The sequence below is a fragment of the Leekyejoonella antrihumi genome (genome assembly GCF_007845645.1).
Taxonomy (GTDB): domain Bacteria; phylum Actinomycetota; class Actinomycetes; order Actinomycetales; family Dermatophilaceae; genus Leekyejoonella; species Leekyejoonella antrihumi.
The window spans coordinates 1-18,693 of record NZ_VCQV01000022.1 but is presented as its reverse complement, the minus strand read 5'-3'; the positions used below and the strand labels follow the sequence as shown (position 1 = coordinate 18,693).

The window sequence follows — 18,693 nt, the reverse complement described above, 5'->3', positions numbered from 1 at the left end:
TCATGCCCAACCTGTGGATCGCGAAGGGACGGGACAGTTGCCTCAGTTGCGCCGGGTCGCATTGCGCTGCGACGCCTCGCCGACACTCGGTGTGGGGCATGTGGTGCGCTGCCTGGCACTGGCCGAGGAACTCCAGGCCCGGGGTATCGAGGTGCTGCTGCTCGGCGACCTGGGCGGTGTCGAGTGGGTCGAGCAGCTCTACGCCGAGCGCGGCATCCGCCAGGTCGCGGCGCCCGAACGCGCGCACGAGCTGGCTGACCTGGCGGTTCAGCTGACCGTGGACGCAGTCGTCCTCGATGGATACGGTCTGCCCCCTCAGTGTGGTGTGCAGTTGCGGGCTCGCAAGATCACCGTGCTCGCGATCGTTGACTACCAGTTCGGCGCGGGTCAGAGCGCTGATCTCTACGTCGATCAGAACCTCGGTGCAGAGCCCGCCGCGGGCCAAGATCCCGGTGGATTCTTGGCAGGGTTGGACTATGCCCTCTTCCGCGACTCGGTGCTTCAACACAGGCGTGGCCTGCCCTTGACGACGAGATCACCTCCGCGGGTGCTCGCCGTCTTCGGTGGGACAGACCCGTTCGGCGCATCACCGACCATCGTGCCCCTGCTGCTGGCCACCGGCGCGCCGGTCCACCTGATCGCCGTCGCCGCCCGCGCCGAGCTGGGCGAGGCGCTCCGGTCGCTGCCGACAGAGTCCGGCCAGCAGGTCGAGGTTGTGCCACCCGCCCGGAACCTGCCGGCGATAGCAGTCGGGTGTGATCTCGTCATCAGCGCGGCCGGGTCCTCCATCTGGGAGATGCTGTGCCTCGGGGTGCCATGCGCAGTGGTCTGCGTGGTCGACAACCAGCGTGATGGGTACCGTCGAATCGTCGCGAGCGCGCTCGCGGCGCCGATCGGCCTCCTGGCTGAGCTACGAGAGCAACCCCGTGCCCGACACATCGCTATCGACCGGCTGCGTGTCCTCCTAAGCGATGCACCCCTTCGCGCGCAGCTGGCTCGAAGCGGCCAACTGGCGGTGGACGGGCAGGGTCGAGCTCGAGTCGTCGACGCGTTGGCAGCGCGGCATCGGGCGCTGAACTCCTGAGACCACAACGCACCACACTTGCCTCAGTGCCAGCCCACCACCACTTCCATGTTGCCGTGGTGACGTAACCTGCAGTCGTCCCGTTCAGCCCGATCGGAGGTCGTCTTGCCACGCACCCGCATCGTGATCCAGTCACGTCTCAACTCGTCACGACTACCGGGAAAGGCTTTGATGTCGATCGGGGGGATGCCACTCGTCGAGCTGGTTGCCCGCCGCGCATCCCGGTCCGGTCACGAAGTGGTCGTCGCTACCAGCAACGAGCACTACGACAGCCTGATCGCCAATCATCTTGCCCGAGTGAAGATCCCCGTCGTTCGTGGCCCGCTGGACGATGTGCTCGCTCGGTTTGTACTGGCCACCTCAGATCTGGCGCCGACCGACCGTGTCGTCCGCCTGACCGGTGACAACCCTGTCGCCGACGCGGACCTCGTAGACGAACTGCTGGCCGCAATGGATGCCTCCGGACATGCCTATGGACGAGTCGACATTGACCAGGTCCCCGAAGGACTCGGCGCGGAGGGGTTCTCCGTACAGGCCCTTCGCGACGCGGCGGCCACAACACAGGACGCATATGACCGCGAGCACGTGACTCCGTGGCTGCGGCGCACCTTGGGTGAACTGCTCTTCGTCCCGGCAAAGAACCCGGGCGAGCCGACGCGCTACCGGTGCACCGTCGACACCCTCAGCGACTTCGACCGCGCCTGCCTCTTGTTCGACAGCACCACAGACGCAGTACGAGTGCCCTGGGCGGAACTGATGGACCGTATCGTCCGAGATGCCCGGGTGGACGGTCCGACTGTGCCTTCACGTGGCCAGGGTCACCTGCGCCAGAGTCGGTTGGTCCTGGGAACGGACCAGTTCAGCGGCCAGGCCGCACCAAGCGCGGACCAGGTGCGCGCGATCCTGGCCGCTGCCGTCGAGCGTGGGGTAAGTCATGTGGAAGTGGGGCGAACACAGGAACTGGCCGAACGAAGACTTCACGCAGGTGTCGAGCCCCAGTTGACCCGCCGCCTGAAGGTCATCTCCCGGCTCGCCCCCCTGACGGAGGGTGCTGCGGCCCTACGGGTCGAGACCAGCCTGGAGCGAACCTTTGCCGAGCTTGGCCGACGCGAGGCTGCTGCGGCCCTGCTACCAACCCTCGCCGACGCTTGCCGGGACCGCGGCGCTGGTTGGGCACGTCTACGGGCATACCAGGGCGACGGCATCGTCGGACTGGTCGGCGTGTGCCTGCAGCGAACCGCCGAACTCCCAATGGCGCTCGAACTCGAGGGGCTGGACTACCTCACGCTGCCATTCAATGTGCTGTCCGGGGGACTGGGCGATCACGTCGAAGCCCTCATCGAGCGCGGTATCGTGCTCAGCACCCACAGCACCTTCGCCGGGGGTGCCCTGCTGGATCCGACAGCGGAGGGAGCGAAAACCCTGGAGTCACTGTCCGCGGAGCTTGGCCGCGCGGATGTGGCCGACCTGTGCCTCAGTTACGTCCTCGGCCATGGCGTCGTCACGTCGGTAACGCTCGGGGCCACGAATACCGAGCAGCTGCGACAGGACCTCACGCTCATGGCTGCAGAGCCCTTACCGGCTGACCAGATCGCGCAGGTCGATCACCGGATGGCGGAGGCGGGCCGATGACACCAGCCGACGTCCTCGCACTGATCCGCCAGGATGAAACCGCGCCGCGCGTCACCTTCTACGACGACACGCCGGGCCAAACCCGCGGCGAGCGAATCGAACTGTCTGCCAAAGTGTTTGCCAACTGGATTGCCAAGGCGGCCAACCTACTACAGGACGAGTTCGAGGCCGCGCCGGGCACCACCATCGGTCTTGACCTTCCCCCACAACACTGGCGCACTCTCTACTGGGCAATGGCGGGCTGGGCGGTTGGCGCGACCGTGACGTTGGACGGCGTGACCAATGCCGACATTCTGGTCACCGATGACCCCTCCCGGGCCGGGACCGGTGATCTCATCCTGGTCACGCTTGCGGCGCTGGCACGAATGAGCCCCAACCCGCTGCCGTCCGGTGCGCTGGACGAGGCGGCCGAACTGTCAACCTATGCCGACCACTTCGATGCCTGGGCCAGCCCCGAAGATTCGGATACTGCACTTATCGCCGGCGGGATTCGGACAACCTATCGGGACCTGGTGAGCGTGCCCGCCGCACGAGATCGGCGCAGGAGGTACCTCAACGTCGTCGACGCCGCAGCAGTGCTGCGCGGCGCCCTCGACACGTGGGCCGCAGATGGATCCGTGCTGCTCATCCGCGATCCCGACGCCATGATGCTGGACCGGCGGTTGCAGATTGAGGGAGCGACACCAACGGTTGGCTGAGCCAGCATTCTGTGGCCGTTTTTTGGTCAGTCTCGCTTGAGGATCACCAGTTGGGCCGCCCCGCGGATCAACGGCTGGTCGTACTGACTCAGCAGCGAATAGCCGCGCCGCTCGAACATCTTGACGATGTCCGCCGACCTCACCGGATCCAGCGCGCCCCAGTCCCCTGCGGACGCCGCCTTCGGCTTGCCGTTGCGGGAGTTGAGTGAGACCGCGTACCGCACTCCCTTGTCGCAGACCGCACTGATGTAGTGGTCGACGACCGGCGGCTCCATCTCTTGGAAGGAGAACGAGTTCACAAAGACGTCGAAGTCACCGTGCACGTCGTCGATGCGCCAGTTGGGCAGCACAGCCGATGATGACAGCTCGATGGGTCCGCTGCTCGGCACGTCCTCGTTGAAAACGCGCACCTTCGTCTGGCCGAACAGCTCGGTCAGGTAATAGGACGCTACCGTCAGCAGTGGTGGGATATCCAGATCCACGTAGCGCGCCCGCTGGTCTCGTGACATGACGATCTCGCCCAGGACGCCGTACCCGCCACCGATCTCAAGGAACGAGGTCTGTGGTTTATCGACGTGATTGGACAGGGCCGCGAGGCACAGCAGATAGTTGGCGTACGCTCGGCCGTACTTCAAGGGCCCCGGCTCCAGCACGGAAAATCCCTGCGGACGTTGGCCGATCTCGCTCTCGCCGTAGCCGAACAAGTCCATTGGCCAGCGGTCCTGGTTCCAGGCGAGGCAGGCTGCATCGAAGTCGCGGCGTGCCTCGTACCCGCCGGACAGCGCGGAGAAGATGAAACCGGGATTGGTGCGGGAGTTGATCGTGCGGCTGTGTTCGGTCAACTCCTTGATCATCGCCTCGCTGAATCCGCTGCCGTAGGTCGGATAGAACCAGACTCGTGCGCTCGGCCAGGACTTGAACTTCTCCAACCCGTGGGTACTCATGTCGGCGAGCAGCTGCTCCAGACCAGGTCCCCAGAAGTTCGTCGGCCGATACACCGGATCAGCGCTCTTGATGCCTGCCAGCGAGCGATCTGTCAGGGCGTTCCACGCCTGGCGTGAACCATGTCTCAAAGCGGCCTCCTGAGCTGTTGTCCCGTCAGACTACCGACGGATCATCTCTGAGGCCGGAAGCCACGTCGAAGCACAATGACGCCCTACCTCTTCACGAGCTCAGACCCGAACGGAAGGTTGCGTGAGCAGGACGGCTAGAGTCCCGAGCATGGACAAAGTCGTCTCTTACGCAACCGATGCCGTTGCAGACATTTCCTCCGGGGCGTCGCTGGCCGTTGGCGGCTTCGGCCTCTGCGGTATACCGAGTGTGCTCCTCAAGGCACTCCATGACCAGGGCGCAGATGACCTCACCGTCGTCTCCAACAACTGCGGGGTGGATGACTGGGGTCTCGGGATTCTTCTGAGGGACAGGCGCATCACTCGGATGATCGCCTCCTACGTCGGCGAGAACAAGGAGTTCGCGCGGCAGTTCCTCCAAGGTGAGTTACGAGTCGAGCTCACCCCACAGGGCACGCTCGCGGAGAAGTTGCGTGCTGGGGGTGCCGGCATTCCCGCGTTCTACACCGCCAGCGGAGTGGGCACCCAGGTCGCCGACGGCGGGATGCCGTGGAAGTACTCGCCGGATGGCGGTGTCGAGGTCGCCTCTCCCGCCAAGGAGACCCGCGAGTTCACCCTCGCAGGGCGCGCTCGCACGTTCTGCCTCGAGGAGGCGATTGTCACCGACTTCGCACTGGTTCGTGCTGCCAAGGGCGACCGGCACGGCAACCTGGTCTTCAACAAGAGCTCGCGCAACTTCAACCCGCTGGCGGCGATGGCCGGCACGATCACGGTCGCGGAGGTAGAGGAGCTGGTCGAGCCGGGTGAACTGGACCCCGACCAGGTTCACCTACCCGGCATCTACGTGCACCGTGTGCTGCCGCTGAGCGCCGAGCAGGTCGATGACAAACGGATCGAACGACGCACCACCAGGAAGGCCTGAAGCATGCCACGGACCCGCGATGAAATGGCCGCCCGCGCCGCGCGAGAGCTGCAGGACGGTGACTACGTCAACCTCGGGATCGGTATGCCGACACTCGTGCCCAACTACGTTGCCGACGACGTCGAGCTGGTGCTGCAGTCCGAAAACGGCCTGCTCGGTGTGGGGGCATACCCGATCGCCGGGCACGAGGACCCCGACCTGATCAACGCCGGCAAGGAGACCGTGACGCTTCGCCCGGGGGCGTCGATCTTCGACTCTGCCACCAGCTTCGGGATGATCCGCGGCGGCAAGGTCGACGCCGCGATTCTCGGCGCCATGCAGGTTTCGGCCGACGGCGACATCGCCAACTGGATGATTCCCGGCAAGATGATCAAGGGCATGGGCGGGGCGATGGACCTTGTGCACGGTGCCAAGAAGGTCATCGTGCTGATGGACCACACAGCCAAGGACGGGTCCCCGAAGATCCTCGAAAAATGCACCCTGCCGCTGACCGGCAAGGGCGTGGTGCAGCGCATCATCACCGATCTCGCCGTCATCGACGTCACCGGTCAGGGACTGGTACTGCGCGAGCTCGCACCGGGCGCCACAGAGGATGAGGTCCGCGCCAAGACAGGACCCACATTGCGCACTGCCTGACGTGAAGGCGGCCGGTCCCTAGTTATTCCGGACCTGTTGCTGCTCGCGCGTGGCGTGCCGAGCCAGTCGACGCTCTTCCTTGGCCTGCTCGCGCTTCTGTCGCTCTTCCTCTCGCTCCTCCGGCGTCGGAGGTGTGTAGCGGTCGCCCATAGTGTCGTGCATGTATTGCTCCATGATCAGGTCCATCGGGCCGTCATCGACCAACTGACCTTGCCTGAGAAAGATCCCTCGGGTGCAGAAGCGCATGAGGTCGGCAGCGGAGTGCGAGACGAGAAAGAGAGTGCGCCCCTCCTCCAACAACACCTCCATTCGGTCATAGCACTTCTCCCGGAAGGCCACATCACCCACCGCCAGTACTTCGTCGACCAGAAGGATCGGCTCGTCGAGGCAGGTAATCACACCGAAGCCGAGGCGGGCCTGCATACCGGAAGAGAAGTGCCGAAAGGGCAGGTTGAGGCCGGCGCGGACCTGTGGACCCGCGAAGTCGACGATCTCCTCGAAGCGCTCGTCAATTGCTCGGGTCGACATCCCGTGAAGTCCCGCGGTCAGGTAGATGTTCTCGCGCGCCGACAACTCACCGATGAAGCCTCCAGTGAGTTCGATCAGGGGAGCGACACCCTCCTTGGTCTCGACCGAACCCTCGTCAGGCAACAGGGTGCCTGCGATCATCTTCAGCAGCGTCGACTTGCCGCCGCCATTCGCTCCGACCAGGCCGACCGCCTCGCCACGGCCCACGGTGAAGGAAAGATCCCGTAGCGCCCAAAAGGTGTCCTTGACGTGCGTCGCCTGTCGCCGGTACACAATCTCGCGCAGCGACAGATTGCGCCTACGGCCACGAAGGAACTCGACACCGAGGTTCTTTACCTCGATCACGGGCTCGCCAGGTTTCGTTCTCCATGCAACGGCCATGTCAGATCTCCTTCAGGATGGCCGGCTCGAGCTTGCGGAACACCCACATCCCGAAGAACAACCACGCCAGCGAGACGAGGATCGAGAAGATCCACGCGTGGTAGTCGGGCGTGTAATGACTTGTGATCCCACATCGGTACATGTCGATTATCCCGGTCAGCGGGTTGAGCTGCTGCAGATGCATGGCCCAGGGCAGCTTCGTGCCCAGATAGTTGGCCGAGTAGACGACCGGGGTCAGGTAGAAGCCCATCCGCAGCACGATCCGCACAACGCGAATGAAGTCGTCAACCATCGCGGTGACCGGGGCCATGACCAGGCCCATGCCTATACATAGAATCAGCTGGATCACCAGGGCCGGGATGATATAGACCAGTTCCCAGTTGACGTGCACCTCGCCTCGGAGGAGAAAGTACAGGATGAACGCGCCGTAGATCGGCATCGACATCAGGTGCTCGATCCCCTTAGACAGCACAACCCGCACCACCCACATCTCGCGGGGAATGTTCGTGGAGCGGACCAACAGGCGTTCAGCCGACAGGGCGCGTGCGGTCTCGTTGATGCACATGTTGAACCAGTTCCAGGCAAGCAGACCGGAGACCACGAACAGCACAATATCGATGCCATCGGTACGCGCATTGATCGACGCGTTCCCGTTGGCCTTCACTCCGTAGATCACCCCGAAAACGAAAGCGTAGACCAGTGACATGGCGAGGGGGTCGATGAGCGTCCAGACGTAACCCAACCAACTACGGGCGTACCGCACGCGCAGGTCGCGCCGCACGAGGATCACCAAAACCCTGCGGAATTCGACCATGCGTCGTATACGCATCGCTACTGACATCTCATCCTTGCCGTGCTACCGATCCGGAACGGGGCCGAGACAGGCTATCCTTCCGACGCTGGAAGCCGCCGGAAGATCGTCGGTGAGCCGGATTCTGCTGGTGAGGAAACCCCAGCCCCATGCCATGTGCATCGTGGCCAAAACAGCAGGAACCCGCAGGCTTACCGCCGAGTCCTGACCTGTGGAGATGGCCAGCCCACCCGTGGTGACCGCAGCCCCATATGCGGCAGGAATCACCCATAGGGGCCGCCAGAACAGTCCGCCAACAGACCCGACGACGACACCGGCCAGCGCAGTCGGTGGCGCGAGGTACCTTGCGTTCAACGATCCCTTGTGCTGCCGTGCAACCACCCGTCGCCACTGGCCGTACTGCTTGTACTGGCTGGCCAGTGCGCTGAACGAGCCACGTGGCCGATAGTCCACCCGCAGGTCCGGAGTGAACCAGACCAGCCCGCCCTGCGCTCGGATCCGGTAGTTCATCTCCCAGTCCTGTGCCCTGCTGAACCTCGGGTCGTAGCCGCCGACGCGACGCAGCCACTCGCGCCGGAATACACCGAGATACACCGTCTCCGCCGGGCCGGCCTCGCCACCGAGCTTGAACTTCGCTCCACCGACGCCGATCTTGGACTTCATCGCGACGGCGACGGCACGCTCGAACGGCGTGCTGCCTTGAGCGTCCATGATGCCGCCGACGTTGGCCGCCCCGGTCTCCTCGAGCGTGCGCGCGGCGGTTCGCAGGTATCCGGCCGAGAGGATGCCGTGCCCGTCGACACGGCATACAACGTCGTAGTCGGCAACCGCGAGCGCGGCGTTCAGCCCGTCTGGCGTGCGTCCGGACGGGTTGTCGACCAGGCGTATGCGGTGATCCGCGTCACGCAGCCGCGTTGCCACCGTGCGCGTCCCGTCGGTCGAGGGACCGAGGGCCAGGATCAGCTCCAGCGGCCCGTCCCAGTCCTGGTTCAAGACGGCCTGAACCGCCTCGGCGAGATGACGCTCCTCGTTGAGGATCGGCATCACCACCGAAATACCCTGTAGCGGGGAGGAATCAGCGCTCGACACGAGCGCCAGGCTACATGCGCGGCTGAGCGGATCACTCATCTGGCCGGGTTACTCTGGCGCGATGTCCGATGACGATGACGCCTACACCGTCGACACGCGCCGCGGCGGGGCCCGACGGCCTCGCCGCGAAGCCCGACGCCCCGCCGAGGAACCGCAACAGATTCCGGTCCGCCGTCCAGGGTCGGAACAGCGCGCCGGGCGGCTCCCCCAGCGGCCGCCGCGCGGTTCCGGCGGGCAGCCCCCCGCAGGCGAGAGGCACCCCCAACGGGACGACGCCACCCGGGCGATGCCGGCCGGAAGCCGTGGAGGCACGAGCGCCGCGCCCGGGCGCGGCGCACCACCGCGTAGCGGCCCAGCACGTCAGCGCCCGGTGGGCGGGGGTCCCGGCGGTCCGCGGGCCGGGTATGACGATGGCCGAGGTGGCCGGCGCGAAGCACCGCCGCGCCGCCGACGGAAGCATCCGTGGCGCCGAGGCCTGCTTGCGCTCGTCGTGATCCTGGCTCTGTGGATCGGCGGTCTGCTCTACGCCGGCTACGCGATATGGGGCAAGGTGGCCAAGGTGGATGCCATTCCCACCAGCAACCGTCCTCCGGCGGGCAAGGGCACCAACGTGGTGCTGGTCGGGTCTGACTCACGCGCCGGGCTCACCTCCGCGCAGGCCCACAAGCTGGGCACCGGCGGCAGCAACGTGTCGGCCGGAGCCGCACACACGGACTCGATCATGATCCTGCACATGCCGGCCAGCGGATCCCCGACGCTGGTCAGCGTGCCGCGTGACAGTTGGGTGCCGATCCCCGGGCACGGCAGCGGCAAGATCAACTCGTCCTTCACCTATGGCGGCGGCAAACTGCTGGTCCAGACCATCGAGAATTCCACCGGCCTGCGCATCGACGACTACATGGAGATCGGCTTCGGCGGGTTCGCCGGTGTCGTCAATGCCGTAGGCGGGGTGCGAATGTGCCTCCCTGAGGCGGTCAAGGACTCCTACGCCCACATCAACCTGCCCAAGGGCTGCCAGGTCCTGGACGGGGCCAATGCGCTGGGCTATGTCCGCTCTCGACATGCGTTCGCCACCGGCGACCTGGCCCGAGTGCAGCACCAGCGAGAGTTCCTCGCTGCCCTGATGAAGAAGGTCGCCAGCCCCAGTCGCCTGCTGGTGCCGTGGCGGCTGAAGAGCATCGGCGAGTCCGGCGCCCAGGGCATCGCGGTCAACAAGGGGATGTCGCCCCTTACCGCGCTGAAGATCATGTGGACCATCAAGGGCATCACCAACGGCGGCAACTCCGTGCAGGTGCCGATCGGGAACGCCAACTACTTCGTGGACGGCCAGGACGCGGTGCAATGGGACCGCACCAAGGCGCTCGCAATGTTCGACGCGTTGAAGAACGACAAGTCGGTGAACGTCCAACCCTGAGCCCGCCCCTCCCCCCGTCGAGTGGAGCACATACACCCCGAGTGGAGTACTTCTATTTGGTCCACTCGGCGGAGAGGGATGGCTAGATGCCCTTGAGGACCTGCCGCGCCATCACCATGCGCTGGATCTGGTTGGTGCCCTCGTAGATCTGGGTGATCTTGGCGTCGCGCATCATCCGCTCCACCGGGTGGTCCCGGACATAACCGGCGCCACCGAGCAGCTGCACCGCATCCGTGGTGACCTCCATGGCGACGTCCGAGGCGAAGCACTTGGCCGCCGCACCGAAGAACGGCAGATCGTCGTCGCCCCGCTCGGACTTGGCGGCCGCGACATACACCATCTGCCGCGCCGCCTCGAGCTTCATCGCCATGTCGGCGATCATGAACTGCAGGCCCTGGAACTCGGCGATCGCCTTGCCGAACTGCTTGCGCTCCTTGACGTAGCCGAGCGCGTAGTCCAAGGCACCCTGCGCGATGCCGACGGCCTGCGCGCCGATGGTGACGCGGGTGTGGTCGAGGGTGCGCAGCGCGATCTTCAGACCCTCACCCGGCGCACCGATCATCCGGTCGGCCGGGATGCGCGTGCCCTCGAAGTGCAGCTCCCGGGTGGGTGAGCCCTTGATGCCGAGCTTGCGCTCCTTCTCACCGAAGGAGAAGCCCTCGTCGGACTTCTCGACCACGAAGGCGCTGATGTTGCGACCGCGGTCGCCGTCGGGATCGGTCACCGCCAGCACGGTGTAGTACTGGGAGATGCCGGCGTTGGTGATCCAGGACTTCTGCCCGTTGAGCACATAGAAGTCGCCGTCGGCCTTGGCCCGACAGCGCATCGACGCGGTGTCGGAGCCGGCCTCCCGCTCGGACAGTCCGTAGGAGAACATCGCGTCGCCCTTGGCGACCGGCGGGAGGTACGTGCTCTTGAGCTCGTCGGAGGCGGCGAGGATCACCGGCATCGTGCCCAGCTTGTTGACGGCGGGGATCAGCGAGGAGGACGCGCAGACTCGCGCGACCTCCTCGATGACGATGCAGGTCGCGAGCGCGTCGGCGCCCACCCCGTCATACTCCTCGGCGATGTGCGGAGCGTGGAAGTCCGAGGCGACCAGCGCCTTGAGGGCGGCCTGCGGAAACTCGCTCTTCTCGTCCACCTCCGCCGCATGCGGTGCGATCTTGTCCTCGGCAACGGCACGCACGGCCTCGCGGAGAGCCTCGTGGTCCTCGTTGATCTTGAACAGGTCGAAGTCTTTGTTTCCAGTCACAGGCGTGATCCTACCCGCGAGTCACTTCGTCAAGTGCGGGATCACCTGCTGCTGATACAGGTCGATCGACCTGGTGTCGTATGCGGCGTCGATGAAGTAGCTGATCGCGTAGGCCAGCCCGCCCTTCTCGAGTGCTGCCAAGCGCTCCACGACCTGCTCCACGGTGCCGACCAGGGGCTGCGAGCGCAGGTCGTCCGCCATCTTCCGGGCGCGTTCCGGCTCGAAACCGGCCTTGATCGCGTGCGACTCATACCAGGAGAGCCGGTCCTCGACCTCCTGCTGCGTCTCGCCGATCACCGGGTTGAAGTCGGCGGTCCTGGTGATCTCACCGAAGTCGCGGCCGACGTCCTTGCAGTGCTGCGCCAGCACCTCGCTCTTGTGCGCGAACACCTCAGGCGTGCCGTCGAAGTTGGTGTAGTCGGCATACTCCGCCGCGATCCGCAGGGTCTTCTTCTCCCCGCCGCCGGCAATCCAGATCGGTATGGCGTTGCTCGAGCTGGTCGTCTGCAACGGCTTGGGCGCGCAGATGGCCCCATCGACCTGGTAGTACTTCCCGTCCAGTGTCGCTTCTCCCCGCGTCCACATCTGCCGGAAGATCTCCACTCCCTCCCGCAGTCGCCCGAGCCGCTCCCCCGCCGATGGGAACCCGTATCCGTAGGCGCGCCACTCGTGCTCGTACCATCCGCCGCCGATCCCCATCTCGACACGTCCGCCGGAGATCACATCGATGGTGGCCGCGACCTTCGCCAGGTAGGCCGGGTTGCGGTAGCTCATGCACGTGCACATCTGCCCCAGCCGCACCCGGCCGGTCACTGCGGCGAACGCCGACATCAGACTCCAGGCCTCGTGGGTCGCCTCGTGTGACGGCTCCGGGGTGGTGTGGAAGTGGTCGTAGACCCAGAGCGACTCCCACCCGTCATACGCGTCCACCCGTTTGGCCAGATCGGACATCAGCCGCCAGTGGTCGGCCGGGTCGATGCCGACCAGATCAAAACGCCAGCCTTGCGGAATGAACAAGCCGAATCTCATCATGAACTCCTTGGTCAGTGCCGGGCCAACCGATCAAACCGGCTCAGTCGTGTTGGTCGGCGACGCGAGAGCGCAGCGCGTCACCCTTGGCGTGGGCCGCCTGCTTGAGGTCGGCCTGGAAGTCCACCATCGCCGCGCGCAGCCTGGTGGCCTCGTCGTCGGTGCCGGCGGCCAGCATGCGCACTGCCAGCAGCCCGGCGTTCTTGGCTCCGCCGATCGAGACGGTCGCGACCGGCACGCCGCCGGGCATCTGCACGATCGACAGCAGCGAGTCCATTCCGTCCAGGTACTTCAGCGGCACCGGCACCCCGATCACCGGCAACGGCGTGACCGCGGCCAGCATCCCGGGCAGGTGCGCGGCGCCGCCGGCACCCGCGATGATCACGCGCAGCCCACGCTCGGCCGCATGGGCGCCGTACTCGACCATCTCGTGCGGCATCCGATGGGCCGAGACGACATCGGCCTCGTAGGGCACCCCGAACTGCTCCAGCACGGTGGCCGCCTCGCTCATCACCGGCCAGTCGGAGTCGCTGCCCATGACCAGGCCGACGACAGGTTGTCGTGCGGCTTTCATGTGGGGCCCCCGCAAAGTATCGGAGCGAGCTTGCGAGCGGAGAACTTTGTGGGGTGGCTTTGTGGGGTTCTCATTCTTTGACCGTTCCTTGCAGATAGTCGGCGGCGTGCGCGCCGCGGGCGCGCAGCGCGTCCAGGTCGCCGCCGCATACGGTCACGTGGCCGATCTTGCGGCCCGGGCGCACGCCCTTGCCGTAGAGGTGCACCTTCAGCCCGGGATCCCGCGCCAGGATGTGCCGGTAGGCCGGGTAGAGTTCCAGGTAGTCGCCGCCGAGGACGTTGGTCATGACGGTCCACGGCGCGCGCGCTGTCACCTCACCCAGCGGCAGGTCGAGGACCGCGCGCAGGTGCTGCTCGAACTGGCTGGTCACCGACCCGTCGATGGTCCAGTGGCCGCTGTTGTGCGGGCGCATCGCGAGCTCGTTGACCACGAACGTCGGACGCCCAGAGGCCCTGTCCTGCACCTCGAAGAGCTCCACCGCCATCACCCCGGTCACGTCCAGCTCACCGGCGATGCGCAGCGCGGCCTGGGTGACGGCGCCCTGCAGGTCGCCGTCCAGGTCGGGTGCCGGTGCGATCACCTCGGTGCAGATGCCATCGGTCTGCACCGTGTGCACGACGGGCCAGACGGCGCCCTGGCCCGACGGGCTGCGCGCCACCATGACGGCAAGCTCACGGGTGAAGTCGACCGCCTCCTCGGCCAGCAGCGGCTCCCTGTGCGCGAACCAGTCGGCGGCGTCCCGCGGATCGTGTATGACGCGCACTCCCCTGCCGTCGTAGCCGCCGCGGGGCGTCTTGAGGATGACCGGCAGTCCATGCACGTCGGCGAACGCCTTGAGCTCGGCGACGTCGCTGACCTGCGCCCAGGCGGGGCAGGGTATGCCGAGCTGGGTGAGCCGGCGGCGCATCACCAGTTTGTCCTGTGCATGGACGAGCGCCTTCGGGCTGGGATGCATCTTTACGCCGTCTGCCTCAAGCGCTGCCAGCACATCCAGCGGCACCAGCTCGTGGTCGAAGGTCACGACGTCGCAGCCGCTCGCGAACGCCCGGATCGCCTCGACGTCGTCCTTCTGCCCGACCGGCGCGGACGGCACCACGAGCGCCGCGGCCGCATCCGGCGACTCGCTGAGCACGGACAGGGTCAGGCTCAGGGCGACCGCCGGTGGCTGGCACATCCGGGCGAGCTGCCCACCCCCGATGATGCCGACAACCGGGAAGCCTCCAGGGGCGCGCAGTGCATCCGTCACAGGCCCACCTTAACGAGCACTGCATACTCGCCCGTACCCTCGTGTCGTGATCGACAAGTTGAGACGGACCGTCTCCGTGCTGTGGCGCGAACTCGTCAAGTTCGGCATCATCGGCGTCGTCTCCTTCGTGATCGACCTCGGCGGCTTCAACTGGCTGGTCAGCGGGTCGTTGGAGCACAAGGTCACGACCGCGAAGATCATCAGTGGTGGGGTGGCCACGGTCTTCTCCTGGGTGGGCAATCGCTTCTGGACGTTCCGGCACCGCCACAACAGACCGGTCCATCACGAGGCCGCGCTCTTCTTCGCCGTGAACGGGGTCGCTCTCGCGATGTCGGCAGGCTGGGTGGCCTTCGCGCACTACCTGCTGAACGCCCAGGGCGCCCTGTGGCTCAACATCAACGCGTTCATCGGTATCGCGCTCGGCACCCTCTTCCGGTTCTGGACCTACCGCCGGTTCGTCTTCGTCAACGAGGACCTCACCGAACCCGAGGTCGCAGCGGCCGCGCCCACCCGGGATACGCCCTAGTTGCTCTCGCCCTCCGAGAGGAACAGCGCGAACACCGCCGGCTGCGAACTCCGCAGCTCCAACCGGCCGCCGTTGGCCTGAGCGAGGTCACGCGCCAGCGCGAGCCCCAGCCCGGTGCCGCCCGTCGTCACCCGCCGCTCGAAGATTCGTGGGGCGATCGCCGGATCGACACCCTCGCCGCGGTCACTGACCTCGACGACGACCGAGGGCCCGCTGCGCCGTGCCATCACCTGCACGGTGCCCGTGCCGTGGGCGAGCGCGTTCTCCAGCAGTGTCGACAGGATCTGGGACAGCCCGCTGCGGCTGGCCACCACCATCAGCCCGCGCTCACCGCCGACGCGCACGCTGCGACGCGCATCCTCAAAGGCCGGCTGCCACTCCCGCTGCAGGGCCGCGATCACCGAGTCCAGCGAGATCGTCGGGACCGGCCCTGACGGGGTATGCCGGGAACGCTGAAGCAGCTCGTCGACCACCGTGGTCAGGCGCTCGACCTGGGCGATGCCGACCCGCGCCTCCTCCCGTGCCAGCGCCAGGTCGTCGGTGGTCGAAATCTCGTCCAGCCGCATCAGCAGCGCGGTCAGCGGGGTCCGCAGCTGGTGACTCGCGTCGGAGGAAAACTCCCGTTCGGCAGCGAGCGTGCGCGTCAGCTCGCCGGCACGCCGCTCGAAAACCTGCGAGATTCGGTCGATCTCATCGATTCCCGTCCGCATCGGCTGGAAGAGGACCGGTCCGTCGCCGGCCTGCTCGGCGCGCTGCGTCAGGTCGCTCACCGGCCTGGCCACCTCGTCGACACCGCGGCCCATCACCCACCAGGCGACCCCTCCGCCGATCAGGGCGAGCACCACCACGAGCACCTTGCGCTGCCAGCCGGGCACCACGATGAGCAGCGGCACCACCATGATCAGCAGCGCCGCGACCCCTGCGCGTGCCGCGGCACGGACCAACCGGTCCCGCAAGACGCTCAGGCCCCGTGCTCGGGCTCAAACCTGAAACCGACCCCGCGCACCGTGGTGATGAAGCGCGGCTGCGCCGCGTCGTCCCCGAGCTTGCGTCGCAGCACCGACACGTGCATGTCCAAGGTCTTGGTGGACCCGAGCCAGGCCGTCTCCCAGATCTCCCGCATGAGCTGCTCTCGTGACACGACCTTGCCCTGCTCACGGACCAGGACCCGCAGCAGATCGAACTCCTTGACGGTCAGCTGCAGCTCGTTGTCACCGATGAACGCCCGCCGGGCGTCGGCATCGATCCGGATGAGTGCCCCGCCCTCGTGCTCCTCCTCCTGCAGGTTTCGGCGCAGCAGCGCCCTGGTGCGCGCCAGCAGCTCGGCGAGCCGGAACGGCTTGGTGACGTAGTCGTCGGCGCCGGCGTCGAGCCCAACGACGGTGTCGACCTCTTCCGCCCGGGCCGTGAGGATCAGGACAGGCACGGACGACCCGCCGGCCCGAAGCCGGCGACAGACCTCCAGTCCGTTCATGAGCGGCAGCCCCAGATCGAGAATCAGCAGGTCCGGGTTGTCCTGGGCGCCGTCCAGGGCGCCCTGGCCGTCTGCGCGCACGTCGACGTCGTACCCCTCACGTCGCAGCGCCCTAGCCAGCGGTTCCGAAATGGCCGGATCGTCCTCGGCAAGCAGCACGCGCGTCATGGTGGCGATCGTATCGACCCGCTGCGTATTCCATGCGCTGTATGCACGGGTAGTCGCGGAGAGCGCGGTCACGACCGGCCCTCCGGGGCGTCGGCTTGGCGGGTCAGCACCCATGGCTCCATGTGCCCGATTCCGCGCAACTCGATCGGATCCACCGACGTCGCGACGACCTCCGGCAGTGCCTGAGCCTGCTCGGCCACCCCCGGATCGACCAGCACCGTGCCCGGCTGAGCCACGGTAGTCAGCCTGCTGGCCCGATTGACCGTGTTGCCGTAGATGTCGCCGAGTCGGGCAAGAACCCGGCCGCCCGCCATACCCACCCGCATCTGAGGCATCAGGTCGTCGAGCTCGGCTGCTTGGAGCAGGTCGAAGGCGATGTTGACGGCGCCTTCGACGTTGGGGTGTGAGAAGAGCACCTCGTCCCCGACCATCTTGACCACAGCACCCCCGTGCTGGCTGACCACGTCGGCGGCGAGCGCCTCAAACCGCAGCACGAGCGCGCCCAGTTCACGCTCACTGAGCTGGCGCACCAGGCGGGTGTAGCTCACCAGGTCGGCGAAACCGACCGTCCGCACGACACCGATGTGCGTCTCGGGCTCCGAGTCCGCGACGAGGCGTGAGATCGCGACTCCAAGGTTGCGACGGAACGCATACAGCAGCAGCGGTTCCAGTCGAGCGGCCAGGTCGACAACACGCTCGGCGGAGACATGCGCCAGCTGGCTGTCGACCTCGGCAATGTTTTCGCCGCTGACCATGTCGGTGACCAGTTGCAGCGACCACATCCCCATTCGGTCCGTGGTGCGCCCCAAGGCACGAGCCAGACCCAGAGCCGTAGTCTCGTCGAGCAACCCATCCCGGACGATCTTGTCGACCTGAGACAGGGCCTGCACATCGGCTTCACTGAAGACCACGTCGTCGTCGCGTGCATTGGCAAATCCGAGTGCCCGCCAGAACTTGCTCGCCTCGTCGCCCGACACCTGCGCGGCATCGCCCACGTCGGAGCGCCGCATCGTCCGCGGGTACCCCATCAGCCGGGCCTCCAGGCTGTCGACAAAAGCCGCACGGTCCAGCTGAGACTCGCGCGCCGGGGGCGCCATCGTGCCCGCCGACCTCTCGCGGCCGGCCTGGCCGCCCGTGCTGGTCGGCTCTCGTCGGACATGCACCACGTCGCCGACCGCGTGCGGCACGAGCCCACTCGGGGTCTGCAGCACCAGACGACCCATCCGGTCGATGTCGACGGCCGGCCCGCGAGCCACCTCCCCCTCGGACAGCTGGATGCGCACCTCCTGCCCGAGCGTGACGCAGGCCGACCGGTACCTGTCGTCCCAGGTCGCGGTGTCCCAGCCCTTCTCGACTTCGGCAAGTGCCCCGAGCACCGCCACGACCACGTCCTCGCGACTGACGTGGGCACCGCACAGGTCGAGGGAGGTCGCCGTGTCCACCGGCAGCTCCGCAGCAGTCTGGTGGACGTTGAGGCCGACTCCGACGACGACCACCGGGTGGCTGCCACCGGTCGCGTTGCACAGGATCCCGGCAATCTTGCGCCATTCCCGACCCGGCTGTTCCCGGGCCAGCACATCGTTGGGCCACTTGAGGCCGAGCTCCAGGTCGGTCAGCTGCAGCAAGGCCCTGCGGACGGCGACCCCCACGAGCAGCGGCACCCAGCCCCACCTGCCCGCATCCTGCGGCAGGGGCATCGAAGCGGACATGGCGATGCTGGTGCCCGCTGGCGCAACCCAGCTGCGCTCCAGTCGGCCGCGGCCCGTGGTCTGGTGGTCAGCGACCAGCACCCGCCACGGCCGCGGGTCGATCAACAGCTCCTCGTTGGTGGAACCGACCTCGCTGCGAACGACGGTGTCATGCCAGGTCGTCGTGGACAGCCGTTGCCGCAACAACCCACCATCGAGAAAGTGACTCACACCACTAAGGCTAGAGCCACCGCACCAAGCCACCCCTCATGCCTCCCTCGGTACTTCGCGGGGCCCCGACTACAGTCATGCCTCATGAGCGATGCGGCCCTCCCCACCGATGACCGCCCTGACCTGCATACGACGGCTGGAAGACTGGCCGGTCTGCGGCTTCGCACGGATGAGGCAGTGCATGCCGGATCCGCGCGGGCCGTGGACAAGCAGCACGCCAAGGGCAAGAAGACGGCACGC

General features: G+C 66.6%; 18 protein-coding genes. 7 read left to right on the top strand and 11 right to left on the bottom strand.

What is annotated here, in order from left to right:
* Positions 1-37: 37 nt before the first annotated feature.
* From FGL98_RS15040 to FGL98_RS15030, 3 genes are all read left to right on the top strand, one after another.
* Complete coding sequence (locus tag FGL98_RS15040) at positions 38-1,084, top strand: PseG/SpsG family protein (protein ID WP_146317884.1); 1,047 nt, start codon at positions 38-40, stop codon at positions 1,082-1,084.
* Between the two features lie 123 nt (positions 1,085-1,207).
* Complete coding sequence (locus FGL98_RS15035) at positions 1,208-2,716, top strand: aldo/keto reductase (protein WP_281289184.1); 1,509 nt, start codon at positions 1,208-1,210, stop codon at positions 2,714-2,716.
* Positions 2,713-3,414 (top strand): TIGR03089 family protein, encoded by a 702-nt coding sequence (locus FGL98_RS15030; RefSeq protein ID WP_146317880.1) that lies wholly within the window; start codon positions 2,713-2,715, stop codon positions 3,412-3,414. Before FGL98_RS15035 ends, FGL98_RS15030 begins: the two co-directional genes overlap by 4 nt.
* A gap of 26 nt (positions 3,415-3,440) precedes the next feature.
* On the opposite strand, the gene FGL98_RS15025 is transcribed toward FGL98_RS15030, so the two are convergent.
* Complete coding sequence (locus tag FGL98_RS15025) at positions 3,441-4,487, bottom strand: putative sugar O-methyltransferase (RefSeq protein ID WP_146317878.1); 1,047 nt, start codon at positions 4,485-4,487, stop codon at positions 3,441-3,443.
* 148 nt (positions 4,488-4,635) lie between these two features.
* Between FGL98_RS15025 and FGL98_RS15020 the strand changes: the two genes are divergently transcribed.
* Together FGL98_RS15020 and FGL98_RS15015 are read left to right on the top strand one after the other, a co-directional pair.
* Positions 4,636-5,406, top strand: a complete 771-nt coding sequence (locus FGL98_RS15020) for a CoA transferase subunit A (RefSeq protein WP_146317875.1) — start codon at positions 4,636-4,638, stop codon at positions 5,404-5,406.
* A 3-nt stretch (positions 5,407-5,409) separates the two neighbouring features.
* Positions 5,410-6,042, top strand: coding sequence for a CoA transferase subunit B (locus tag FGL98_RS15015; RefSeq protein WP_146317873.1), 633 nt, complete (start codon positions 5,410-5,412; stop codon positions 6,040-6,042).
* Positions 6,043-6,060: 18 nt separating this feature from the next.
* On the opposite strand, the gene FGL98_RS15010 is transcribed toward FGL98_RS15015, so the two are convergent.
* Genes FGL98_RS15010 through FGL98_RS15000 form a run of 3 tightly spaced genes read right to left on the bottom strand, consistent with a single transcriptional unit; the run spans position 6,061 to position 8,851 of the window.
* The gene (locus FGL98_RS15010; RefSeq protein WP_146317871.1) at positions 6,061-6,951 is read right to left on the bottom strand and encodes an ABC transporter ATP-binding protein; all 891 of its coding nucleotides are present in this window, start codon (positions 6,949-6,951) and stop codon (positions 6,061-6,063) included.
* A 1-nt stretch (position 6,952) separates the two neighbouring features.
* Entirely contained in the window at positions 6,953-7,780 is an 828-nt protein-coding gene (locus FGL98_RS15005; RefSeq protein ID WP_246136569.1) for an ABC transporter permease, read from the bottom strand.
* A gap of 27 nt (positions 7,781-7,807) precedes the next feature.
* The gene (locus FGL98_RS15000) at positions 7,808-8,851 is read right to left on the bottom strand and encodes a glycosyltransferase family 2 protein (protein WP_425460998.1); all 1,044 of its coding nucleotides are present in this window, start codon (positions 8,849-8,851) and stop codon (positions 7,808-7,810) included.
* Positions 8,852-8,912: 61 nt separating this feature from the next.
* Between FGL98_RS15000 and FGL98_RS14995 the strand changes: the two genes are divergently transcribed.
* Positions 8,913-10,265, top strand: a complete 1,353-nt coding sequence (locus FGL98_RS14995) for an LCP family protein (RefSeq protein ID WP_246136568.1) — start codon at positions 8,913-8,915, stop codon at positions 10,263-10,265.
* Between the two features lie 82 nt (positions 10,266-10,347).
* Here the strand turns inward: FGL98_RS14995 and FGL98_RS14990 are convergent, their stop codons facing one another.
* From FGL98_RS14990 to FGL98_RS14975, 4 genes are all read right to left on the bottom strand, one after another.
* Positions 10,348-11,517, bottom strand: a complete 1,170-nt coding sequence (locus FGL98_RS14990; RefSeq protein ID WP_146317867.1) for an acyl-CoA dehydrogenase family protein — start codon at positions 11,515-11,517, stop codon at positions 10,348-10,350.
* 21 nt (positions 11,518-11,538) lie between these two features.
* A complete protein-coding gene (locus tag FGL98_RS14985) occupies positions 11,539-12,546 on the bottom strand; it encodes an LLM class F420-dependent oxidoreductase (RefSeq protein ID WP_146317865.1) in 1,008 nt (335 codons plus the stop codon).
* Between the two features lie 43 nt (positions 12,547-12,589).
* Complete coding sequence (purE, locus tag FGL98_RS14980) at positions 12,590-13,120, bottom strand: 5-(carboxyamino)imidazole ribonucleotide mutase (protein ID WP_146317863.1); 531 nt, start codon at positions 13,118-13,120, stop codon at positions 12,590-12,592.
* A gap of 70 nt (positions 13,121-13,190) precedes the next feature.
* Positions 13,191-14,366: a 5-(carboxyamino)imidazole ribonucleotide synthase gene (locus FGL98_RS14975; protein ID WP_146317861.1), complete on the bottom strand. Its 1,176-nt coding sequence runs from the start codon at positions 14,364-14,366 to the stop codon at positions 13,191-13,193.
* A 46-nt stretch (positions 14,367-14,412) separates the two neighbouring features.
* Here FGL98_RS14975 and FGL98_RS14970 point away from each other — a divergent pair, with 46 nt between their 5' ends.
* Positions 14,413-14,892 carry a GtrA family protein gene (locus FGL98_RS14970; protein WP_246136567.1) on the top strand — a complete coding sequence of 160 codons (480 nt, stop codon included), beginning with the start codon at positions 14,413-14,415 and terminating at the stop codon, positions 14,890-14,892.
* On the opposite strand, the gene FGL98_RS14965 is transcribed toward FGL98_RS14970, so the two are convergent.
* The 3 genes from FGL98_RS14965 to FGL98_RS26355 form a co-directional block, all read right to left on the bottom strand.
* Entirely contained in the window at positions 14,889-15,848 is a 960-nt protein-coding gene (locus tag FGL98_RS14965; RefSeq protein ID WP_246136566.1) for a sensor histidine kinase, read from the bottom strand. The two genes, FGL98_RS14970 and FGL98_RS14965, sit on opposite strands and share 4 nt — an antisense overlap.
* 5 nt (positions 15,849-15,853) lie before the next feature.
* Positions 15,854-16,534 carry a response regulator transcription factor gene (locus tag FGL98_RS14960; RefSeq protein WP_146317857.1) on the bottom strand — a complete coding sequence of 227 codons (681 nt, stop codon included), beginning with the start codon at positions 16,532-16,534 and terminating at the stop codon, positions 15,854-15,856.
* Positions 16,535-16,602: 68 nt separating this feature from the next.
* Positions 16,603-18,453: a biotin--[acetyl-CoA-carboxylase] ligase gene (locus FGL98_RS26355; protein ID WP_186526190.1), complete on the bottom strand. Its 1,851-nt coding sequence runs from the start codon at positions 18,451-18,453 to the stop codon at positions 16,603-16,605.
* Positions 18,454-18,693 lie beyond the last annotated feature (240 nt).

What these genes read in the sequence shown, in the direction of transcription:
- FGL98_RS14985 (WP_146317865.1), bottom strand. Translation starts at nt 12,546, where the DNA reads ATGAGATTCGGCTTGTTCATTCCGCAAGGCTGGCGTTTTGATCTGGTC.
- FGL98_RS14995 (WP_246136568.1), top strand. Translation starts at nt 8,913, where the DNA reads ATGTCCGATGACGATGACGCCTACACCGTCGACACGCGCCGCGGCGGG.
- FGL98_RS15015 (WP_146317873.1), top strand. Translation starts at nt 5,410, where the DNA reads ATGCCACGGACCCGCGATGAAATGGCCGCCCGCGCCGCGCGAGAGCTG.
- FGL98_RS15005 (WP_246136569.1), bottom strand. Translation starts at nt 7,780, where the DNA reads ATGCGTATACGACGCATGGTCGAATTCCGCAGGGTTTTGGTGATCCTC.
- FGL98_RS15020 (WP_146317875.1), top strand. Translation starts at nt 4,636, where the DNA reads ATGGACAAAGTCGTCTCTTACGCAACCGATGCCGTTGCAGACATTTCC.
- purE (WP_146317863.1), bottom strand. Translation starts at nt 13,120, where the DNA reads ATGAAAGCCGCACGACAACCTGTCGTCGGCCTGGTCATGGGCAGCGAC.
- FGL98_RS15010 (WP_146317871.1), bottom strand. Translation starts at nt 6,951, where the DNA reads ATGGCCGTTGCATGGAGAACGAAACCTGGCGAGCCCGTGATCGAGGTA.
- FGL98_RS15030 (WP_146317880.1), top strand. Translation starts at nt 2,713, where the DNA reads ATGACACCAGCCGACGTCCTCGCACTGATCCGCCAGGATGAAACCGCG.
- FGL98_RS14960 (WP_146317857.1), bottom strand. Translation starts at nt 16,534, where the DNA reads ATGACGCGCGTGCTGCTTGCCGAGGACGATCCGGCCATTTCGGAACCG.